Origin of the sequence: Streptomyces sp. NBC_01410 (assembly GCF_045040195.1) — a bacterium.
Classification (GTDB): domain Bacteria; phylum Actinomycetota; class Actinomycetes; order Streptomycetales; family Streptomycetaceae; genus Streptomyces.
This window is the reverse complement of record NZ_CP109530.1, coordinates 1,810,506-1,830,486: the sequence shown is the minus strand read 5'-3', so window position 1 is coordinate 1,830,486 and position 19,981 is coordinate 1,810,506. Positions and strand designations below refer to the sequence as shown.

Below are 19,981 nucleotides of genomic sequence, written 5' to 3'. Positions count from 1 at the left end.
TCCGCCCGCTTTCCGATGTTGATGGGTGGGTATTCACCTGGCGTGAGGGAGAGCGCAAGGGTGAAGATCGGACACACCTCTACCGTCTTTGTGATCTAGGGGTTTCAATCACCACCCACCCAGGTAGGGTCAGGAAGCGTCCAGCTCCCCTTGGAGGAGGTGAGGACCGTGGCAGCCCACGACGACGACATCAACCGCGGCATCCGGCCGGGGCGGGGGTCTGAAGACCCCGCCGGTCAGGTTGCCTATCTCGAGCAGGAAATCGCCGTCCTGCGCCGCAAGCTCGCCGACTCTCCGCGTCATACGAGGATTCTCGAAGAGCGGATCGTCGAGCTACAGACAAACCTGGCCGGCGTCTCCGCACAGAACGAGCGGCTCGCCAACACGCTCCGTGAGGCCCGCGACCAGATCGTGGCCCTCAAGGAGGAGGTCGACCGGCTCGCACAGCCGCCGGCCGGCTTCGGTGTCTTCCTGCACGCCAACGAGGACGGCACCTGCGACATCTTCACCGGGGGCCGCAAGCTCCGGGTGAACGTCAGCCCCAGCGTCGAGCTCGAAGAGCTCCGGCGCGGCCAGGAAGTCATGCTCAACGAGGCGCTCAACGTGGTCGAGGCCATGGAATTCGAGCGCGCCGGGGACATCGTCACCCTCAAGGAGATCCTCGAGGACGGCGAGCGCGCCCTGGTGATCGGGCACACCGACGAGGAAAGGGTGGTGAGGCTCGCGGACACGCTGCTGGACACCACCATCCGCCCCGGCGACGCCCTGCTGCTCGAGCCCCGCTCCGGCTACGTCTACGAAGTGATCCCCAAGAGCGAGGTCGAAGAGCTCGTCCTCGAAGAGGTCCCGGACGTCGACTACACAAAGATCGGCGGTCTGGGCGGCCAGATCGAGATGATCCGCGACGCGGTCGAGCTTCCGTACCTCTACCCGGACCTCTTCAAGGAGCACGAACTGCGGCCGCCGAAGGGCATCCTGCTCTACGGCCCGCCCGGATGCGGCAAGACGCTGATCGCCAAGGCCGTCGCCAACTCCCTTGCCAAGAAGGTCGCCGAGGTGACCGGCCAGCCCGCGGGGAAGAGCTACTTCCTCAACATCAAGGGCCCCGAGCTCCTCAACAAGTACGTCGGTGAGACCGAGCGGCACATCCGCCTCGTCTTCCAGCGTGCCCGGGAGAAGGCGAGCGAGGGCACCCCCGTCATCGTCTTCTTCGACGAGATGGAATCCCTCTTCCGCACCCGTGGTTCCGGCGTCAGCTCGGACGTGGAGAACACCATCGTCCCGCAGCTGCTCGCCGAGATCGACGGTGTGGAGGGCCTGGAGAACGTCATCGTCATCGGCGCCTCCAACCGCGAGGACATGATCGACCCCGCGATCCTTCGCCCCGGCCGGCTCGATGTGAAGATCAAGATCGAGCGTCCGGACGCGGAGGCCGCGAAGGACATCTTCGCCAAGTACCTGACGTCCTCGCTGCCGCTGCACGCCGACGACCTCGCCGAGCACAGCGGCTCCAAGGACGCCGCCGCTCACGCGATGATCCAGTCCGTCGTCGAGCAGATGTACGCCGAGTCCGAGGAAAACCGCTTCCTCGAGGTCACGTACGCCAATGGCGACAAGGAAGTCCTGTACTTCAAGGACTTCAACTCCGGCGCGATGATCCAGAACATCGTCGACCGGGCCAAGAAGATGGCCATCAAGGCCTTCCTCGACCACAACCAGAAGGGCCTTCGGGTCTCCCATCTCCTCCAGGCATGCGTGGACGAGTTCAAGGAGAACGAGGACCTGCCGAACACCACCAACCCGGACGACTGGGCCCGGATCTCCGGAAAGAAGGGCGAGCGGATCGTCTTCATCCGCACCCTCGTCACCGGAAAACAGGGCGCGGACACCGGACGTTCCATCGACACGGTGGCGAACACCGGTCAGTACCTGTAGAACGCAGACCGGCTGCGGATGCCCGGCCGGGCATCCGCAGCCGAATGCTTTTCCGACAGGTCCAGCCATACCGGAGCAATGACGAAATTGATCTCCCCACCAGCGCAGAGGCGTTCTAGGCTCGTCGGTACCGCCGAGTCGCGCAGTGCGGGGACGGGCACCGCACACGCACCGGAGCTACAGCGGTACTTGAGCGCCGTTCCCGGAGGGGAGCGCCGCCGGGCAAGGAGGGCCGCATGACCGTACGGCGAGTAATGGGCATCGAGACGGAGTACGGCATCTCCGTCCCGGGCCACCCGAACGCCAATGCCATGCTCACCTCGTCCCAGATCGTCAACGCCTACGCGGCGGCGATGCACAGGGCGCGGCGCGCCCGCTGGGACTTCGAGGAGGAGAATCCGCTGCGGGACGCCCGCGGCTTCGACCTCGCCCGCGAGGCCGCCGACTCCAGTCAGCTCACCGACGAGGACATCGGCCTGGCCAATGTGATCCTCACCAACGGTGCCCGGCTGTACGTCGACCATGCGCACCCCGAATACAGCTCGCCCGAGGTCACCAACCCGCGCGACGCCGTGCTCTGGGACAAGGCCGGCGAGCGGATCATGGCGGAGGCCGCCGAGCGCGCGGCCCAGCTCCCCGGCGCCCAGCCGATCCACCTGTACAAGAACAACACCGACAACAAGGGCGCGTCCTACGGCACGCACGAGAACTACCTGATGAAGCGGGAGACCGCCTTCTCGGACATCGTGCGCCACCTGACGCCGTTCTTCGTCTCCCGCCAGGTCGTCACCGGCGCCGGACGGGTCGGAATCGGCCAGGACGGCCATGAACACGGCTTCCAGATCAGCCAGCGCGCCGACTATTTCGAGGTCGAGGTCGGGCTCGAGACCACGCTGAAGCGGCCCATCATCAACACCCGCGACGAGCCCCACTCCGACGCCGAGAAGTACCGCAGGCTCCATGTGATCATCGGCGACGCGAACCTGTCTGAGATCTCCACGTACCTCAAGCTGGGCACCACGGCCCTGGTGCTGTCGATGATCGAGGACGGCTTCATCGCGGTGGACCTGGCGGTCGAGCAGCCGGTCCGCACCTTGCACCAGGTCTCGCACGACCCGACCCTCAAGCGGCTGGTCACGCTGCGCAGCGGCCGGACACTCACCGCGGTGCAGCTTCAGATGGAGTACTTCGAGCTGGCCCGCAAGTACGTCGAGGAGCGCTTCGGCGCGGATGCCGACGAGCAGACCAAGGACGTCCTGATCCGCTGGGAGGACACCCTCAACCGGCTCGAGAACGACCCGATGAGCCTCGCCGGGGAACTGGACTGGATCGCCAAGAAGGAGCTCATGGAGGGCTACCGCAGGCGCGACGGCCTGGAATGGGACGCGGCTCGGCTGCACCTGGTGGACCTCCAGTACGCCGACGTACGCCCCGAGAAGGGCCTGTACAACCGGCTGGCGGCCCGCGGGAAGATGAAGCGGCTCCTGGACGAGCAGGACGTCGTACGGGCGGGGACGAAGCCCCCCGAGGACACCAGGGCGTACTTCCGCGGTCGCTGTCTGGAGCAGTACGCGGACGACGTCGCCGCGGCCTCCTGGGACTCGGTGATCTTCGATCTGCCCGGCCGTGACTCGCTGCAGCGGGTGCCAACCCTCGAACCGCTACGCGGAACGCGTAATCACGTCAAGGAGCTCCTTGACCGGTGCCGGACCGCGGAAGACCTGGTCCGGGTGCTGTCCGGCGGCTGAAATGGCTCAGGTCCGGGAATCATCGAGGTGGCCCCCGGACGTTGAGGAAAGTGCGGGGCCGATGTCGGACCCTGCTTGTAGGGTCTGATCTTGACCGAACGAACTCACGTCAGGGCAAACCGAGCGGGGTGAGGGATATGGCGACCAAGGACACCGGCGGCGGACAGCAGAAGGCGACGCGTTCCACTGAGGAGGTCGAGGAGCAGGCGCAGGACGCGCAGGCCTCCGAGGACCTCAAGGAGCGCCAGGAGAAGCTGTCGGACGACGTCGACTCCGTACTGGACGAGATCGACGACGTCCTCGAAGAGAATGCCGAGGATTTCGTGAGGTCTTTCGTTCAGAAGGGTGGACAGTAGGTCTCGCTATGGACCGCGAGGATCTGAAGTGGTGCTCTCGCTGCGAGAAGTTCCTGGCGCGCCACGCCTTCGGGCGGCACCGGGGACGACGTGACGGCTTGCAGGACTCCTGCCGGTCGTGCGCTCGTGAGTACGCGAAGCAGTGGGATCAGCGGAAGCGGCAAGAGCGCCGTGAGCTCAAGAACCCTGCCGTGCCCTCCGGGTTCAAGCGCTGCCACGGGTGTGGCGAGGTGAAGCCTCACAGCGATTGGCATCGCAACGCGACCGCCTCCGATGGCCTGTCGACACGCTGCAAAGCGTGCAAGGCCGTCGAGGGGCGGGCGGGTCACCTGAAGCGCAAGTACGGCATGACTGAGGCTGAGTTGACTCAACTCATCGACGAGCAAGGCGGTGTCTGCGTGATCTGCCTTGCTGCTCCGGCAGAGCATGTGGATCACGACCACGAGACGGGTAGGGTCCGAGGCGTACTGTGCTTCAGCTGCAATGCCGCACTGGGGCAGTTCAAGGATCGGCCGGATGCCATAAGGCGTGCAGCCGCATATGTGGAAGGAAACGCGTGGAAGCCAACACTCGTAGCACCGGGCGTCTACCAGCTGCCTTCCTGACGCCGGGCTCCTCTTCGTTCATGGACTTCCTCGGTCAGCACTCCCCGGAGATGCTGCCCGGAAGGCGGGTCCTGCCGCCCGTGCAGGGCGCCATCCAGGCACCGCACGGCACGACCATCGTCGCGACGACGTTCCCCGGTGGTGTGGTGCTCGCCGGTGACCGGCGGGCGACCATGGGCAACATGATCGCCCAGCGCGACATCGAGAAGGTCTTCCCGGCAGACGAGTACTCGGCCGTGGGCATCGCCGGCACCGCCGGCCTCGCGGTGGAGATGGTCAAGCTGTTCCAGCTGGAGCTGGAGCACTTCGAGAAGGTGGAAGGCGCCCAACTCTCCCTGGAGGGCAAGGCGAACCGGCTCTCCACCATGATCCGCAGCAACCTCGGCATGGCCATGCAGGGCCTGGCCGTGGTGCCTCTGTTCGCCGGATACGACGTCGACCGCGAGAAGGGCCGCATCTTCTCGTACGACGTCACGGGCGGCCGCTCCGAGGAGCACGGGTTCGCGGCCACCGGCTCCGGCTCGATCTTCGCCCGCGGGGCCATGAAGAAGCTCTACCGCGAGGACCTGACGGAGCAGCAGGCCACCACCCTGGTCATCCAGGCGCTGTACGACGCGGCCGACGACGACTCGGCGACCGGCGGACCCGATGTGGCCCGGCGGATCTATCCGATCGTCACGGTCATCACCGACGAGGGCTTCCGCAGGCTCACCGAGGCCGAGTCCTCCGAGATCGCCCGCTCGATCCTGGAGCGCCGCCTCGAACAGCCCGACGGCCCCCGCGCCGCGCTGCTCTGATGACCCCCTCTTCTGAACACATGCCACTGACAGAAAGGGACGGATAGCCGGTGTCGACGCCGTTCTACGTCTCACCCCAGCAGGCCATGGCCGACCGGGCGGAATACGCCCGCAAGGGCATCGCCCGTGGTCGCAGCCTCGTTGTGCTGCAGTACACCGACGGCATCGTGTTCGTCGGCGAGAACCCGTCCCGTGCGCTGCACAAATTCAGTGAGATCTACGACCGGATCGGCTTCGCCGCCGCCGGTAAGTACAACGAGTACGAGAACCTGCGGATCGGCGGCGTGCGCTATGCCGATCTGCGCGGATACACCTACGACCGTGACGATGTGACGGCCCGTGGGCTCGCCAATGTCTATGCCCAGACGCTGGGCACCATCTTCTCCAGTGCGGCCGAGAAGCCGTACGAGGTGGAGCTGGTCGTCGCCGAGGTCGGCGCGACTGCCGAGGGCGACCAGATCTACCGCCTGCCGCACGACGGATCGATCGTGGACGAGCACGGCTCGGTCGCGGTCGGCGGCAATGCCGAACAGATCAGCACCTATCTCGATCAGCGGCACCGCGACGGGATGTCGCTGGCGGAGGCGCTGAAACTGGCCGTACAGGCCTTGTCCAACCAGTCCAACGGCAGCGAGCGGGAGATCCCCGCGGATCGCCTGGAAGTCGCGGTCCTGGACCGGACGCGACCGCAGCAGCGGAAGTTCAAGCGCATCGTCGGACGGCAGCTGGCCCGGCTGCTGGAGGCGGACGGTGCGGCGTCGACCCCGACGGACGCGCCGTCGGACACGGAGGAGACCGAGGACGGCGGAGAGGGCGCGGAGTAGCCCTGCCGGAGCCTCGGCGACACACGCGACTGCGCCCCGGACCGCCCGTGCGGGCCGGGGCGCAGCCGTCTGCCCGGCTCCTGCCCGCTCAGGGGAGCGCCCAGTGGTGGAGGCGTTCGCGGTCCCGGGTGAGCCAGCTTCCGTCGCCGAGCGGGGTCACATCGCCCCCGACCGCCACCGGATACCGCAGCCGTCCCAGGGGACGGAGCGTCGCCGTGTCGCACAGCCAGTGACGGATCGAGACCGGCCGCCCGGGCAGATAGATCCGGCCGGTGACCAGGACATGATCCGCGTCGATCAGAAACGCGCCGGCGACCTCGTCGCTGTCGCGGTCGGCCGCCAGCTCCCCGAGGTCGAAGAGACCGGCCGGGTCGTCGGCGGCCACATCGTGCGAGGCGAGCTCGTCGCGGTCGTCGTTGTGTGCGATGCCCTCGGCGCGTCGCAGGGTGAGAACCCGGCCCTGGTCCGGCAGGAAGTCGATCACCTCGCGCATCGTGGTGCCGCCGCGGATGTGCAGCCCGTCCTTGCGGGGCTCGATCCACCACGTCGACCAGCTGTACCAGGCGGTCCAGCAGGAGAGGGCGAGCAGTGAGCCGTCCGGATGCCACCGCTGTGTCACGTCCGAGGAGACCGCTCCGATGGGGCGCCGGGCCCGGATATCGCCGGTCGCCGCGTCGAGCAGGAGCAGCGTGTCCCGCCCATAGCGGTGGCGTGGCGGGTTGTCGCAGATCAGTATGGCGGCGCGCTCGTCCCTGGTCGGCGTGGGCACGAGGACGCTGACGAGAGTTCCGTCCGGGCTCACGGCGGGCCTGCCGGGCGGGCGGGGGTCGCGGTGTGCGCCGTGCCAGCGGGCGTGCGACAGCTCCCAGCGGGTGGCTCCGTCGGCACCGAGTGCGCGGATCCTGCTGCCCTCGGCGACGACCGCGCTGCCGCCGGGCAGCGGGGCCGCCGCGCAGTAAGGCGGGAGGCGCAGGCTCCGGGTGGGCGCGAGGGTGCCCGAGAGGAAGGTGCCCGCGTCGTGTAACTCCAGCCCTTCGTCCGTTCTGACGGAAAGCCGTCCGTCCGCAAGCGGTGTCACGGAGCCCGCCGCGGGGGCCGTCCCGATCAGCGTCGCGTCGATCGGGCTCTCCGCCGTACTCATCATGATCGTGATCGTTCCACGGCGGACGGCGCGGTCTCAAGGCCGCTGGGTGAGGACCATACGTACGGGTTGGCGCGACCCCGGACGTCCGGGTTCACACGATCCGGGCGGGGGCCGAGGAGCCGCGTACGACCAGGCGGACCGGGAGGTCGCCCTCCTCGGGGCGGCGGCCCTCGAGAACGGCGAGCAGGGCCGCCATGCCCCGCTCGCCCACGCGTTCCGCGGGCAGGCTGAGCGTGGTGAGCTCGGGCTCTACGGCGGTGGCGAGCGCGAGGTCGTCGAAGCCGGTGACGGACATGTCCTCGGGCACCCGCAGGCCCACGCGGCGTACGGCCTTGCAGGCTCCGGCGGCCATGATGTCGTCGTCGCAGATGATCGCGGTGGGCCGGGGTCCGGGGGCGGCCAGCGCCCGCTCGGTGGCCTCGCGCGCGCCGTTGACTTCCAGGGGTGCGGAGACGGTCCGCACCACCGCGCCGGGGACGGTGCGCAGCGCCTCGTGGAGTGCCCGGGCCCGTACGTCGAAGGTCCAGGAGCTGATGGCCGACGCGAGATGGATGAAGCGGCGATGGCCGAGGGACAGCAGATGGTCCGTCATCTGCCGCATGCCGTCGGCGATGTCGAGGTTGACGTGAGCGGCCGCGCCGGGATCCGCCGGGTCGCTGTCGAGCATCACGAGCGGGAGATCCGTGCCGCGGATGGCTGTCAGCGCCTCGGCGGCCATCGAGGAGGCGATCACGCCGTCGAGCGCGGCCCGCGCCGAGGCGAAGGGGTCCTTGGCGGGTCCGACGCCCTCGGGGGACGGGTAGAGCACCACGCCGAAGCCGTGCTCGGCGGCGACGGTCGCAGCGCCGGTGTAGACGCGGGCGAAGAACTCATTGGTCAGCGCGGGCACCACGAGCAGCGCGGTCCTGGTCCGCCCGAGCCGCAGATTCCGCGCGGCGAGATTGGGCCGGTAGCCGAGCTCGCGGGCGGCGTCCCGCACCATCCCGGCGGTCCGCTCGGAGACGCGCCCGCGCCATTTCTCACCGAGGACGAGGGAAACCGTGGCCTGCGAAACCCCGGCAACCCTGGCGACATCCCGGCTGGTGGGGCGCACGCCGCCGGGCTGGGTGAACCCGTGTGCCATCGATGCCGTCCTCAGCCCTCGCCGCTCGCCGTGCCTCCGCGGTGGACCCGCGGACTGCCGTCATGGTACGTATGACGGAACACGTTATACGTAAAACCTCGGGTCGCACCCGTGGAAAGCCGGGGGAAGAGGAGCAGCACATGGCCGAGGGAACCGCCGGCTACCGGGACATCCTCAAGGCGCCGCACGCCGCGCGGCTGCTCACCGGCACGCTCGTCGGGCGGCTGCCCAACGCCACCGGGCCCGTGGCGATCGTCCTGTTCACCCGCGCTGAGGGCGGCAGCTACAGCCTCGCCGGCGGGCTCGCCGCCGTGTACGGCATAGCCACCGCGATAGGCCAGCCCCTCCTCGGCCGGGCGGTCGACCTGCACGGGCAGCCCCGCGTCCAGTTCCCCGCCGCCGTCGTCTCGGCCCTCGGCATGGTGCTGCTGGCCGCCGTCGGGATCGGCGCGCTGCCGCTCGCGTACGCGGCCGTCGCCGTCGCGGGCGTGTTCACACCGCCGCTCGAGGGCGGCCTACGGGCCCTGTGGCCCGGCGTCCTCGGCCGCGAGGACCGGGTGCACCGGGCCTACGCCATGGACGCCGTCGCCCAGGAAGTGATGTTCACCGTCGGCCCCCTGCTGGTGACGCTGCTCGTCTCGCTCTGGTCGGCGGGAGCCGCGCTCCTCGTCATCAACGTCATCGGCGTCCTCGGCGCGCTCTCCGTCGTCCTCTCGGAGCCCTCCCGAGGCTGGAGCTCGGCACCCCGAGAGGCCCACTGGCTGGGCGCCCTGCGCTCGCCCGGGCTCCTCGCGCTCCTCGGGGCCTTCTTCTTCGTCGGCCTCGCCCTCGGCTCGATCACCGTGGCCGCAATCGCGTACGCGGACGACCACGGTCAGGAGTCGGTGTACGGCTGGCTGATGGCGGCACTGGGCCTCGGCGCCCTCATCGGCGGCACGGCGTACGGCGCGCGGCAGTGGGCCGGAGCCCCCGAGCGCCGGCTGCGTGCCATCGTCGCCCTGCTCGCCCTCGGCTATCTGCCGCTCGCGCTCACGCCCGGGGTCGCCGCCATGACGGCGCTGGCGGCGGTCTCGGGCGTCTTCCTCGCCCCCGCGATCGCCTGCGCCTTCATTGTCGTGGACCGGCATGCCCCGCGCGGCACGGTCACCGAGTCCTTCTCCTGGCTCGTGACCACCTTCGGCGTCGGCGCGGCGGTCGGAACGGCCGTCGCGGGCCCGGCCGTCGAGCTCGGCGGAACCTCCTGGAGTTTTGCCGTCGCGGGAGCCGGAGGCATTGCCGCACTCCTGGTTCTGATGACCACTCAGCGGGTCCTGGCGGTTCCCGCCCGCAGCAAGGACATCGCGGTCGCAATCCCGGGCTCATCGGAAAATGATCGAAACGGTGCTGCCGAACCCGGTTTCAGCTCAGGCCGTGAGGCGTAATGTTCAGACATGGACCGCCGCATTTTCGGGCTGGAGAACGAGTACGGCGTCACGTGCACGTTCAGGGGACAGCGCCGACTGTCACCTGACGAAGTGGCGCGCTACCTCTTCCGCCGTGTTGTCTCATGGGGCCGCAGCAGCAATGTCTTCCTGCGGAACGGCGCCCGCCTCTACCTCGACGTGGGTTCGCATCCGGAATATGCAACTCCCGAATGCGACAACGTGACCGAGCTGGTCACCCACGACAAGGCCGGCGAGCGCATTCTCGAAGGCCTGCTCGTCGACGCCGAACGCCGCCTGCACGAGGAGGGAATCGCGGGCGACGTCTATCTCTTCAAGAACAACACCGACTCGGCGGGAAACTCCTACGGCTGCCACGAGAACTATCTCGTCGCCCGCCACGGAGAGTTCTCCCGGCTCGCGGACATCCTCATCCCGTTCCTGGTGACCCGTCAGCTGCTGTGCGGCGCGGGCAAGGTGCTGCAGACCCCGCGCGGCGCGGTCTACTGCGTCAGCCAGCGCGCCGAGCACATCTGGGAGGGCGTCAGCTCCGCCACCACCCGCTCGCGCCCGATCATCAACACCCGCGACGAGCCGCACGCCGACGCAGAGCGCTACCGCCGCCTGCATGTCATCGTCGGCGACTCGAACATGTCCGAGACGACCATGCTGCTGAAGGTCGGAGCGACCGATCTCGTCCTGCGCATGATCGAGGCCGGCACCGTGATGCGCGACCTGACCCTGGAGAACCCGATCCGGGCGATCCGCGAGGTCAGCCACGACATCACGGGCCAGCGCAAGGTGCGCCTGGCCAGCGGCCGTGAGGCCTCCGCCCTGGAGGTCCAGCGCGAGTACTTCGAGAAGGCCGTGGACTTCGTCGAGCGGCGAGGGATCCGCACCGGCATCGTCGAGCAGGTCCTGGAGCTCTGGGGCCGCACGCTGGACGCGATCGAGGCCGAGGACCTCGACCGGATCGGCACCGAGATCGACTGGGTCATGAAGTACAAGCTCATCGAGCGGTACCGCGCCAAGCACAACATGACCATGTCGCATCCGCGGGTCGCCCAGATAGACCTCGCCTACCACGACATCCACCGTCGCCGGGGCCTCTACTACCTGCTGGAACGCAAGGGCCAGGCCGCTCGCATCTGCAACGACCTGAAGATCTTCGAGGGCAAGTCGGTGCCCCCGCAGACCACCAGGGCTCGGCTGCGCGGCGACTTCATCCGCCGGGCGCAGGAGCAGCGGCGGGACTTCACCGTCGACTGGGTGCACCTCAAGCTCAACGACCAGGCGCAGCGCACCGTGTTGTGCAAGGACCCGTTCCGGTCGGTCGACGACCGGGTGGAGAAACTGATCGCAGGGATGTAACGACACGTTGAGTGGAACGCCACTCGGGCCCCGTACGTTCTCGTACGGGGCCCGTTGCACGCCCATAGGCGGGTGCCCGGCCGATCATGCCGGGCTCCGACAGGATCGGCCGGGCACCCCCTAGAGTGTCCGGGACCTACTGTGCCGTCTGAGATCTGAGGAACACGTGCGCCGACTAGCCGGCCTTCTCGTCATCCCCTTGCTGCTGCTGTCGGCAGTGGCGTGCGGCAGCGACGACAAGGACTCCGACTCCACCTCGTCCAGCGGGCTGCCCGCCATCACCGCAGGCGCCAAGTTCGGCGAGAAGCCGACCCTGGCCAAGGGTGAGGGTGATCCGCCCAAGGACCTGAAGGTCGTCGTGATCAGCGAGGGCAAGGGCGCGAAGCTGAAGAAGGGCGACTCGGCCCAGGTCAACTACCTCGGCCAGATGTGGGACTCCGACAAGCCCTTCGACAACAGCTTCGACCGGGGCCAGCCCTTCGACGTGACGATCGGCGGCGGCGGTGTCATCGAGGGCTGGCAGAAGGCCCTCGACGGCCAGAAGGTCGGCAGCCGTCTCGAGGTGTCGATCCCGCCGGCGCTCGGCTACGGCAAGCAGGGGCAGGGCGACATCAAGCCCAACGCCACGCTCGTGTTCGTCATGGACATCGTCAAGGCCACGGTCATTCCCGTCTCCGCCAAGGGCACCGAGGTCGCGCAGGACAACATCGATCTGCCGAAGGTGGGCACCAACACCGACGGCAAGGCCCCCTCGGTGACCTTCCCCAAGAAGGCCGACCCGCCGAAGAAGCTCGTCTCGAACTACGTGATCGAGGGCACGGGCCCGGTGCTCACGGCGAAGGACACCATCGTCGTGAAGTACGAGGCCTACCTCTGGGCCGGCGGCAAGAAGTTCGACAGCACCTACGCCGCGGGCAAGACCCAGACCTTCCCGCTGGCGCAGGTCACGCTCAAGGGCCTCAAGGACGGCATCATCGGCAAGAAGGTCGGCAGCCGTGTGCTGCTGGTCATCCCGCCGGACCAGGCATTCGGCGCCAAGGAGCAGCAGGGCATCCCGAAGAACTCGACGCTCGTCTTCGCCATGGACCTTCTGACGAAGCCGTAAGGGCAAAGATGTAAGACTGTCCTGGTTGCCCCGTTCATCATTAAGAGGAGCAGTTCAGTGAGCATCGAGAAGCCCGAGATCGACTTCCCGGGTGGCGAGCCGCCGGCCGACCTGGAGATCAAGGACATCTGGGAGGGCGACGGCCCGGTGGCCAAGGCGGGCGACACCGTCTCCGTCCACTACGTGGGCGTGGCCTTCTCCACCGGCGAGGAGTTCGACGCTTCCTGGAACCGCGGCACTCCGCTGCAGTTCCAGCTCGGTGTCGGCCAGGTCATCTCCGGCTGGGACCAGGGCGTGCAGGGCATGAAGGTCGGCGGCCGCCGCCAGCTGATCATCCCCGCGCACCTCGCGTACGGCGACCGCGGCGCCGGTGGCGGCGCCATCGCCCCCGGCGAGACGCTGATCTTCGTCTGCGATCTGGTCGCCGTCTGATCACGTACGGACAGTAAGAGGGCCCATGCCGGTCGGCATGGGCCCTCGGCTTTGCCGCGACACCCCGGGGCGGTACGGTCGACGATCAGAAGCACTGTGAGGAAGGGCGTCGATGGCCATTGCCAAGGCCGAGCGGCTGATGAATCTGGCGCTGTGTCTGCTGGGCACCCGCCGCCCGCTCAGCAAGCGCGAACTGCGCGGGTCCATCGAGGCCTACCTGGAGGCCGGTTCCGACGACTCCTTCAACCGGATGTTCGAGCGCGACAAGGACGACTTGCGTGAACTCGGCCTGGTCATCGCGACGGTGGAGAACCTCGACGGTGAGACCGGCTATCTCGCACGCCGCGACTCCAACCGGCTGCCCGCCATCACACTCGACGGCGAAGAGGCGGCCGCACTCGGTCTCGCGGCCAAGGTCTGGCAGCAGGCGCGCCTCGCCGGAGCCGCAAGCGGCGCTCTGCAGAAGCTGCGTGCGGCCGGTATGCCCGAGGCAGAGGACTCCTACGAGACGCACCACAGCGCCCTCGAACCCCGAATTCCCGTCCACGAGGCGGCCTTTGAGCCGCTGATGCTCGCCTGCCGCGACCGCCGCCCCGTCGTCTTCGACTACCGCAAGGCCAACGCCGCGCGCCCCGAGCCGCGGCATGTCGAACCATGGACCCTCGAATGCTGGCGCGGGCACTGGTATCTGGCGGGCTGGGACCGCGACCGCGGCGCCGAACGGGTCTTCCGGCTTTCGCGTATCACCGGTCGGGTCCGCTCGCGCGCCGGCTCGTTCACCGCGCCCGTGCCCGATGTCGTCACCGTCCGGGAGACCGTCGAGACCTGGGCCGGGGAGACCGCCACCCGCTCCGCGCGGATCCGGCTGCGCACCGGCTGCGGCTACCCGCTGCGCTCCAGGGCCCAGTCCATACGGGAACTGGGGGAGGGCTGGGACGAGTTGGAGATTCCGTACGGACACGGGCTCGACGCCTGGCTCGTGGAGTTCGGCCCGGACGTCGTCGTACTGGAGCCCGCGGATCTGCGGGCCGATGTGGTCGAGCGGCTGCGCGCCGTGGCCAAGGGCTGAGGGGGACTCGGACAACCATGGCCGCCAATGCCATTGACCAGACCCGGCGGATGCTCTCGCTGGTGACCTATCTGCGCGAGCGCCCCGGCGCGCGCGTCGGTGATGTCGCCCGCGCCTTCGGCATCACCGAGGACGAGCTGATCTCCGACCTCGACGTCCTGCCGATGTGCGGGACGAGCTTCCGCGGTGGCGATCTGCTCGACATTGACACAGACGGTGACCGCATCTGGTGGCACAACCCCGACGATGTCGCCGAGCCACTGCGGCTCGCGGCCGACGAGGCGACCGCGCTGCTGGTCGCCGCGCGCGCCGTGGCCACGCTGCCGGGCCTGCGCGAGAGCGACCGGCAGGCGCTGCTGCGCGCCACCGCCAAGCTGGAGACCGCCGCGGGCGAGGCGGCCGGGGCCAGTTCCCGGCTGTCGGTCACCTTCGAGTCCGAGGGCGGCGTCTTCGCCGAGGTCGACCGGGCGATCTCGGAACGGCGCCGGCTGTGGCTCAAGTACTACTCGCCCGCGCGCGACGAACTCACCGAGCGCGAGGTCGACCCGATCAGGCTCTTCGCCGTGGGACACACGTACATGGAGGCCTGGTGCCGTCTCTCCGAGGCGCGCCGGACCTTCCGTCTCGACCGGGTGGCGGAGATCAGGCTGCTCGATGCCCCCGCGGCGCCGCCCGAGATCGAACTGCGTGATCTTTCGGAGGGGCTGGTCCAGCCGTCCGCCGACGATCCCGAGGTCGTGGTCGAGGTCGGCCCCGGCGGGCGCTGGGTCGCGGAGTACTACCCGCACGACAGCGCGGAGGAGCTGCCCGACGGGGGGCTGCGCATCACGCTGCGTACGCCTGCTCCCGCCTCGCTGCGACGGCTCGCCCTGCGGCTGGGACAGGACGGGCGGATCGTCTCGCCGCAGGACCTGGCGGACAGCGCCCGGCTCGCGGCGCGCGAAGCGCTCGAGGCGTATGACGGTCAGGAATGAGGCCTATGACAGTCAGGAATAAGGAGATCTGCGCCGGATGTCTCTGATGTCTTCCCTCCCTGCCCAGGTGGGCCCGGTTCTCTTCAAGGCGGCGTGCCCCGAGTGCCGTGCCCGCTTGGAGTTGTCGGCAGGGGCGCTGCGACTGGCCATCGGCGCCAGCCGTCGCACCACCTTCTACTCCTTCACCTGTCCCGAGTGCGAGAGTGCCGTCCGCAGGCCGGCCGGTGAGCGCATCATCGAACTCCTCACCGGGGGTGGAGTGCGGACGCTGCGCCTGCACTCCACCGTCTAGAACGGTCTAGGCTCTGCGCATGTTCTGGCCCATGCTCGCCATCGCCCTCGGTCTCCTCGGGATCGCCGTGCTCGGCATCCTCGGTATCCGGGTCTTCGTCGAGGCCCAGCGCCTGGGCCGTGAGGTGGCACGCACCACCGAGCGGATCAACCGGGCGGCGGAGGATCTTGAGCACGCGGCGACCGATCTGGCCCGTACCGGCGAGGCCCTGCGCTAGAAGCACTGCTGGCACGGGTGCGCTCTGCTGCCGGGGTGACGCGGGCGGTAGGCTGATAGATGGCGGCAACAGGCAATGAGGCGCCGGCCGCAAACGGGAGTATGCAGAGGGATTGCCCTGCGTTTACCCGTGAGAGTTACGATCGCAGCCAGTCGCGGCTCGGACACCAGTCCAGCGCGATCAGCAGCTCAGCCCCATGCCGCCTCGGTGAGAAGGTAGACACCAGTTATGTTCCGACAGATCGGCCCCACCGAGATCATTCTCATCCTCGTCGTCGTGGTCTTGCTCTTCGGAGCCAAGAAGCTTCCCGAGATGGCCCGCTCGCTGGGCAAGTCGGCCCGGATCCTCAAGAGCGAGGCGAAGGCCATGAAGTCCGAGGGTCAGCCGGCTGCCACTCCTGCCGACCCGCCGCAGGACCCGGCCCAGGGTCAGGCCGCTCCTCGGACGATCCAGGCTTCCCCCGGCGATGTGACGAGCGCTCGCCCGGTGGCCGAGCCGACCGACACCACCCCCCAGCGCTGACCCCAAGGCCGCCCGCAGCGGCCTGCCGCACGAGATGAGGACGTGGGTTGCTCAAGCCTGCCCGCTCTAAACAGAAGGAGAAGGACCCCGAGGGGCGGATGCCGCTCGCGGACCATCTGCGTGAGCTCCGCAACCGGCTTGCGAAGGCGATGTTTGCGGTCACGATCGCGTCTGTCGCGGCCGCGTTCTACAGCCAGGAGCTGATGCATCTCCTGGCCTCGCCGGTCACCGCCTGTGAAAAGGGCGTGCTCGAGACCGGCGGCAAGTGCGCCACGATCGTGTACACGGACCTGCTGTCGCCCTTCACCACCACGGTGAAGGTGGTCATGATGGCGGGCATCATCGCGTCCTGCCCGGTCTGGTTCTACCAGCTGTGGGCCTTCGTGGCCCCGGGTCTGCACAGGAACGAGAAGAAGTACACGTACTACTTCATCGCCGCGGCCGTTCCCCTCTTCGCGGCCGGTGCCTATCTCGCCTTCGTGGTCATGCCGGTCAGCATGAAGGTGCTGCTGAGCATCACTCCCGACACTGCCGCGAACTTCCTCGAGGTCGACAAGATCCTGGACTTCGCCGTCCGGATGGTGCTGATCTTCGGCTTCTCCTTCGAGCTGCCGCTCATCCTGATCATGCTCAACGCGGCCGGTGTCGTCACTGGACGCCGGATGGCCGGCTGGTGGCGGGGCGTGGTCATGGGCATCTTCGTCTTCGGGGCCGTGGCCACGCCGTCGACCGACCCGCTGGGCATGGTCGCGCTGGCAGGGCCGATCATCGTGCTCTACTTCATGGCGGTCGGTTTCTCGATCCTCAACGACAAGCGGCGCGCTCGGAACAACCCCGACGCCGAACTCGACGATGACGAGGCGTCCGACCTCGACCTCACCCCCGGGGACATCGGCGAGATCGAGTCCGTACCGGCCAGCCGTGTCCTGCCCGAGCAGGCGGACGGCAGCCGCTCGGAGCGGCTCAACGGTTACGACGACGTCACCTGAGACGCGGAATGTGCGAGGGCCGGATGGGAATCCATCCGGCCCTTCTGCATGGCCGTGGCACCTACCCCAGGGTGAGCACCCACCGCGTCCGGACGATCACACTCCAGGCCGACGGGGTCATGGGATGCTGCGTGCCCGGTGCGGTGCGGGTGCTCTCGCCGGTGCTTGCCCCGGTCAATTAAAGATCGCCTGACTGTCAGTGGTGGCGGGTAGGCTCGTGAGCAAGATGACCGAGGACCTCTCTCCCGCCGAGCGCTACGCCGCCGCCCGCATCCGCGCTGCTGAGGACGCCACTGCGCTGGCCCCCTTCCGCGCGATGTACGAATTCGAGCTGGACCCCTTCCAGATCGAAGCCTGTCAGAGCCTGGAGGCGGGCAAGGGCGTGCTCGTTGCCGCGCCCACCGGTTCCGGCAAGACCATCGTCGGCGAATTCGCCGTCCATCTGGCCCTTCAGCAGGGCCGCAAGTGCTTCTACACCACGCCCATCAAGGCCCTTTCCAACCAGAAGTACACCGACCTGGCCAAGCGCTACGGCCCGGAGAAGGTCGGCCTGCTCACCGGCGACAACAGCGTCAACTCCGAAGCCCCCGTGGTCGTGATGACCACCGAGGTGCTGCGCAACATGCTGTACGCGGGCTCGCAGTCGCTGCTCGGCCTCGGCTACGTGGTCATGGACGAGGTGCACTACCTCTCCGACCGCATCCGCGGGGCCGTGTGGGAGGAAGTGATCATTCACCTCCCCGAGTCGGTGACTCTCGTGTCCCTGTCGGCGACTGTGTCCAACGCCGAGGAGTTCGGCGACTGGCTCGACACCGTCCGCGGCCACACCGACGTCATCGTTTCCGAGGAGCGGCCCGTGCCGCTGTGGCAGCACGTCATGGCCGGCCGCCGGATGTACGACCTCTTCGAGGAGGAGACCGACCACGGAGGCCGCGGCCCCGGCCGGCGCGAGGTCAATCCCGAACTCGCCCGTCTGGCACGGATGGAGAACCAGCGCACGTACAACCCCAAGGACCGCCGCCGCGGAAAGATGGTGCGCGAGGCGGACCGGGAGCGCGAGCGGCGCCAGCGCACCAGGATCTGGACACCGGGACGGCCGGAGGTCATCGAGCGGCTGGACGCGGAAGGGCTGCTGCCCGCGATCACCTTCATCTTCAGCCGCGCCGCCTGCGAGGCCGCCGTACAGCAGTGCATGTACGCGGGACTGCGGCTGAACAATGACGAGGCGCGTGCGAGGGTGCGCGAAATCGTCGAGGAGCGGACCTCCGCCATTCCGTCCGAGGACCTTCATGTCCTTGGCTATTACGAGTGGTTGGAAGGACTTGAGCGGGGCATCGCCGCGCACCACGCGGGCATGCTCCCGACCTTCAAGGAGGTCGTCGAGGAGCTCTTCGTCCGTGGTCTGGTGAAGGCCGTCTTCGCCACCGAGACCCTGGCGCTGGGCATCAACATGCCTGCACGCTCCGTGGTGTTGGAGAAGCTCGTCAAGTGGAACGGCGAGCAGCACGCCGACATCACCCCCGGTGAGTACACCCAGCTCACCGGACGGGCCGGGCGGCGCGGCATCGACGTCGAGGGCCATGCGGTCGTGCTGTGGCAGCGCGGCATGGATCCCGTCGGGCTCGCCGGACTCGCTGGCACGCGCACCTACCCCCTGCGCTCCAGCTTCAAGCCCTCGTACAACATGGCCGTCAATCTTGTGCAGCAGTTCGGGCGGCACCGCTCGCGCGAGCTGCTCGAGACGTCGTTCGCGCAGTTCCAGGCGGACAAGTCCGTCGTCGGCATCTCCCGCCAGGTGCAGAAGAACGAAGAGGGACTTGAGGGCTACCGCGAGGGAATGACCTGCCACCTGGGGGACTTCGAGGAGTACGCGCGGCTGCGCCGCGACCTCAAGGACCGCGAGACGGATCTGGCCAAGCAGGGCGCCGCCCAGCGCCGTGCGGCTGCTGCCACGTCGCTGGAAAAGCTGAAGCCGGGCGATGTCATCCATGTCCCCACAGGCAAGTTCGCGGGCCTCGCGCTCGTCCTCGACCCGGGGATCCCGGCGGGACGGAGCAACGGCCACCGCGGATTCGAGCACCACGACGGCCCCCGTCCGCTGGTGCTGACCGCCGAACGGCAGGTCAAGCGGCTGGCGTCGATGGACTTCCCGGTGCCGGTGGAGCCGCTGGAGCGGATGCGGATCCCGAAGTCCTTCAACCCGCGCTCGCCGCAGTCGCGCCGCGACCTGGCCTCCGCGCTGCGGACGAAGGCCGGACACATTGAGCCCGAGCGGCACCGCAGGCAACGGGCCGCCGCGGCCGACGACCGCGAGATCGCGCGGCTGCGCACGGAGTTGCGGGCGCATCCGTGTCACGGCTGCGACGAGCGCGAGGACCATGCGCGCTGGGCCGAGCGTTACCACCGGCTCCAGCGTGACACCCGCCAGCTGGAGCGCCGGATCGAGGGCCGTACGAACACCATCGCCCGTACCTTCGACCGGATCGTGGCGCTGCTGACCGAGCTGGACTATCTGCGCGCCGACGAGGTCACCGAGCACGGCAAGCGGCTCGCCCGGCTCTACGGGGAGCTGGATCTGCTGGCGAGCGAGTGCCTGCGCGACGGCGTGTGGGAGGGTCTCAGCCCGGCCGAACTGGCCGCGTGCGTCTCGGCGTTGGTGTACGAGGCGCGTCAGTCGGACGACGCGGTCGCCCCCAAGGTCCCGGCGGGGAAGGCGAAGGCCGCGCTCGGCGAGATGGTCCACATCTGGGGCCGGCTCGACGCGCTGGAGGAAGAGTTCAAGATCAACCAGGCGGAGGGTGTCGGGCAGCGGGAGCCGGATCTCGGCTTCGCCTGGGCCGCGCACCAGTGGGCCTCGGACCGGACGCTGGACGAGGTGCTGCGCGAGGCGGAGATGCCCGCGGGTGACTTCGTACGGTGGACGAAGCAGGTCATCGACGTGCTCGGGCAGATCGCGGCCGCGGCGCCGCGCGAGGGCAGCACGGTCGCGAAGAACGCGCGCAAGGCGGTCGACGCGCTGCTGCGGGGCGTCGTGGCGTACAGCTCGGTCGGCTGAGC

General features: G+C 68.6%; 19 protein-coding genes. 17 read left to right on the top strand and 2 right to left on the bottom strand.

All coding sequences use genetic code 11. The annotated features are described in order from the left end of the window. The first annotated feature begins 168 nt into the window (after nucleotides 1–168). The 6 genes from arc to prcA all read left to right on the top strand — a co-directional run bounded on the left by arc (nucleotide 169) and on the right by prcA (nucleotide 6,265). Nucleotides 169–1,935 (top strand): proteasome ATPase, encoded by a 1,767-nt coding sequence (arc, locus tag OG741_RS08465; RefSeq protein WP_405596197.1) that lies wholly within the window; start codon nucleotides 169–171, stop codon nucleotides 1,933–1,935. A 236-nt stretch (nucleotides 1,936–2,171) separates the two neighbouring features. Further along, nucleotides 2,172–3,683: a depupylase/deamidase Dop gene (dop, locus tag OG741_RS08460; RefSeq protein ID WP_324972170.1), complete on the top strand. Its 1,512-nt coding sequence runs from the start codon at nucleotides 2,172–2,174 to the stop codon at nucleotides 3,681–3,683. A 137-nt stretch (nucleotides 3,684–3,820) separates the two neighbouring features. Continuing rightward, nucleotides 3,821–4,039: a ubiquitin-like protein Pup gene (locus tag OG741_RS08455; protein ID WP_016325855.1), complete on the top strand. Its 219-nt coding sequence runs from the start codon at nucleotides 3,821–3,823 to the stop codon at nucleotides 4,037–4,039. 8 nt (nucleotides 4,040–4,047) lie between these two features. Further along, a complete protein-coding gene (locus OG741_RS08450; RefSeq protein WP_405596196.1) occupies nucleotides 4,048–4,644 on the top strand; it encodes an endonuclease VII domain-containing protein in 597 nt (198 codons plus the stop codon). Continuing rightward, nucleotides 4,596–5,441 (top strand): proteasome subunit beta, encoded by an 846-nt coding sequence (gene prcB, locus OG741_RS08445; RefSeq protein WP_405596195.1) that lies wholly within the window; start codon nucleotides 4,596–4,598, stop codon nucleotides 5,439–5,441. Before OG741_RS08450 ends, prcB begins: the two co-directional genes overlap by 49 nt. Before the next feature lie 50 nt (nucleotides 5,442–5,491). Then, complete coding sequence (gene prcA, locus OG741_RS08440; RefSeq protein WP_405596194.1) at nucleotides 5,492–6,265, top strand: proteasome subunit alpha; 774 nt, start codon at nucleotides 5,492–5,494, stop codon at nucleotides 6,263–6,265. Between the two features lie 88 nt (nucleotides 6,266–6,353). Here prcA and OG741_RS08435 read toward each other — a convergent pair whose 3' ends face one another. Then, the gene (locus tag OG741_RS08435; protein ID WP_405596193.1) at nucleotides 6,354–7,409 is read right to left on the bottom strand and encodes a hypothetical protein; all 1,056 of its coding nucleotides are present in this window, start codon (nucleotides 7,407–7,409) and stop codon (nucleotides 6,354–6,356) included. Nucleotides 7,410–7,500: 91 nt separating this feature from the next. Then, nucleotides 7,501–8,532: a LacI family DNA-binding transcriptional regulator gene (locus OG741_RS08430; protein WP_405596192.1), complete on the bottom strand. Its 1,032-nt coding sequence runs from the start codon at nucleotides 8,530–8,532 to the stop codon at nucleotides 7,501–7,503. A 140-nt stretch (nucleotides 8,533–8,672) separates the two neighbouring features. Between OG741_RS08430 and OG741_RS08425 the strand changes: the two genes are divergently transcribed. From OG741_RS08425 to OG741_RS08375, 11 genes are all read left to right on the top strand, one after another. Further along, nucleotides 8,673–9,953, top strand: coding sequence for an MFS transporter (locus OG741_RS08425; protein ID WP_405596191.1), 1,281 nt, complete (start codon nucleotides 8,673–8,675; stop codon nucleotides 9,951–9,953). A gap of 9 nt (nucleotides 9,954–9,962) precedes the next feature. After that, nucleotides 9,963–11,324 (top strand): Pup--protein ligase, encoded by a 1,362-nt coding sequence (gene pafA, locus OG741_RS08420; protein WP_266478305.1) that lies wholly within the window; start codon nucleotides 9,963–9,965, stop codon nucleotides 11,322–11,324. A 166-nt stretch (nucleotides 11,325–11,490) separates the two neighbouring features. Further along, the gene (locus OG741_RS08415) at nucleotides 11,491–12,429 is read left to right on the top strand and encodes an FKBP-type peptidyl-prolyl cis-trans isomerase (RefSeq protein ID WP_405596190.1); all 939 of its coding nucleotides are present in this window, start codon (nucleotides 11,491–11,493) and stop codon (nucleotides 12,427–12,429) included. Nucleotides 12,430–12,486: 57 nt separating this feature from the next. Continuing rightward, complete coding sequence (locus tag OG741_RS08410) at nucleotides 12,487–12,861, top strand: FKBP-type peptidyl-prolyl cis-trans isomerase (RefSeq protein ID WP_266478309.1); 375 nt, start codon at nucleotides 12,487–12,489, stop codon at nucleotides 12,859–12,861. A gap of 112 nt (nucleotides 12,862–12,973) precedes the next feature. After that, complete coding sequence (locus OG741_RS08405; RefSeq protein ID WP_405596189.1) at nucleotides 12,974–13,930, top strand: helix-turn-helix transcriptional regulator; 957 nt, start codon at nucleotides 12,974–12,976, stop codon at nucleotides 13,928–13,930. Nucleotides 13,931–13,947: 17 nt separating this feature from the next. Continuing rightward, a complete protein-coding gene (locus OG741_RS08400) occupies nucleotides 13,948–14,904 on the top strand; it encodes a helix-turn-helix transcriptional regulator (protein WP_405596188.1) in 957 nt (318 codons plus the stop codon). A gap of 46 nt (nucleotides 14,905–14,950) precedes the next feature. Then, on the top strand, nucleotides 14,951–15,196 hold the full coding sequence (locus OG741_RS08395; RefSeq protein ID WP_405605458.1) for a hypothetical protein: 246 nt from the start codon (nucleotides 14,951–14,953) through the stop codon (nucleotides 15,194–15,196). Between the two features lie 19 nt (nucleotides 15,197–15,215). Then, entirely contained in the window at nucleotides 15,216–15,413 is a 198-nt protein-coding gene (locus tag OG741_RS08390) for a hypothetical protein (RefSeq protein WP_405596187.1), read from the top strand. A 228-nt stretch (nucleotides 15,414–15,641) separates the two neighbouring features. Further along, nucleotides 15,642–15,935: a Sec-independent protein translocase subunit TatA gene (tatA, locus tag OG741_RS08385; protein ID WP_266478316.1), complete on the top strand. Its 294-nt coding sequence runs from the start codon at nucleotides 15,642–15,644 to the stop codon at nucleotides 15,933–15,935. A 98-nt stretch (nucleotides 15,936–16,033) separates the two neighbouring features. Then, nucleotides 16,034–16,924 (top strand): twin-arginine translocase subunit TatC, encoded by an 891-nt coding sequence (gene tatC / locus OG741_RS08380; RefSeq protein ID WP_405605456.1) that lies wholly within the window; start codon nucleotides 16,034–16,036, stop codon nucleotides 16,922–16,924. A gap of 226 nt (nucleotides 16,925–17,150) precedes the next feature. Beyond that, the gene (locus OG741_RS08375) at nucleotides 17,151–19,979 is read left to right on the top strand and encodes a DEAD/DEAH box helicase (RefSeq protein WP_405605454.1); all 2,829 of its coding nucleotides are present in this window, start codon (nucleotides 17,151–17,153) and stop codon (nucleotides 19,977–19,979) included. The last annotated feature ends 2 nt before the right edge of the window (nucleotides 19,980–19,981 follow it).

Excerpts from the sequence above, each read along its gene's own strand:
- dop (WP_324972170.1), top strand. The coding sequence starts at position 2,172 with ATGACCGTACGGCGAGTAATGGGCATCGAGACGGAGTACGGCATCTCC.
- OG741_RS08455 (WP_016325855.1), top strand. The coding sequence starts at position 3,821 with ATGGCGACCAAGGACACCGGCGGCGGACAGCAGAAGGCGACGCGTTCC.
- OG741_RS08450 (WP_405596196.1), top strand. The coding sequence starts at position 4,048 with ATGGACCGCGAGGATCTGAAGTGGTGCTCTCGCTGCGAGAAGTTCCTG.
- OG741_RS08435 (WP_405596193.1), bottom strand. The coding sequence starts at position 7,409 with ATGATGAGTACGGCGGAGAGCCCGATCGACGCGACGCTGATCGGGACG.
- OG741_RS08430 (WP_405596192.1), bottom strand. The coding sequence starts at position 8,532 with ATGGCACACGGGTTCACCCAGCCCGGCGGCGTGCGCCCCACCAGCCGG.
- OG741_RS08425 (WP_405596191.1), top strand. The coding sequence starts at position 8,673 with ATGGCCGAGGGAACCGCCGGCTACCGGGACATCCTCAAGGCGCCGCAC.
- pafA (WP_266478305.1), top strand. The coding sequence starts at position 9,963 with ATGGACCGCCGCATTTTCGGGCTGGAGAACGAGTACGGCGTCACGTGC.
- OG741_RS08405 (WP_405596189.1), top strand. The coding sequence starts at position 12,974 with ATGGCCATTGCCAAGGCCGAGCGGCTGATGAATCTGGCGCTGTGTCTG.
- OG741_RS08400 (WP_405596188.1), top strand. The coding sequence starts at position 13,948 with ATGGCCGCCAATGCCATTGACCAGACCCGGCGGATGCTCTCGCTGGTG.
- OG741_RS08395 (WP_405605458.1), top strand. The coding sequence starts at position 14,951 with ATGTCTTCCCTCCCTGCCCAGGTGGGCCCGGTTCTCTTCAAGGCGGCG.
- OG741_RS08390 (WP_405596187.1), top strand. The coding sequence starts at position 15,216 with ATGTTCTGGCCCATGCTCGCCATCGCCCTCGGTCTCCTCGGGATCGCC.
- tatA (WP_266478316.1), top strand. The coding sequence starts at position 15,642 with ATGTTCCGACAGATCGGCCCCACCGAGATCATTCTCATCCTCGTCGTC.
- tatC (WP_405605456.1), top strand. The coding sequence starts at position 16,034 with ATGCCGCTCGCGGACCATCTGCGTGAGCTCCGCAACCGGCTTGCGAAG.
- OG741_RS08375 (WP_405605454.1), top strand. The coding sequence starts at position 17,151 with ATGACCGAGGACCTCTCTCCCGCCGAGCGCTACGCCGCCGCCCGCATC.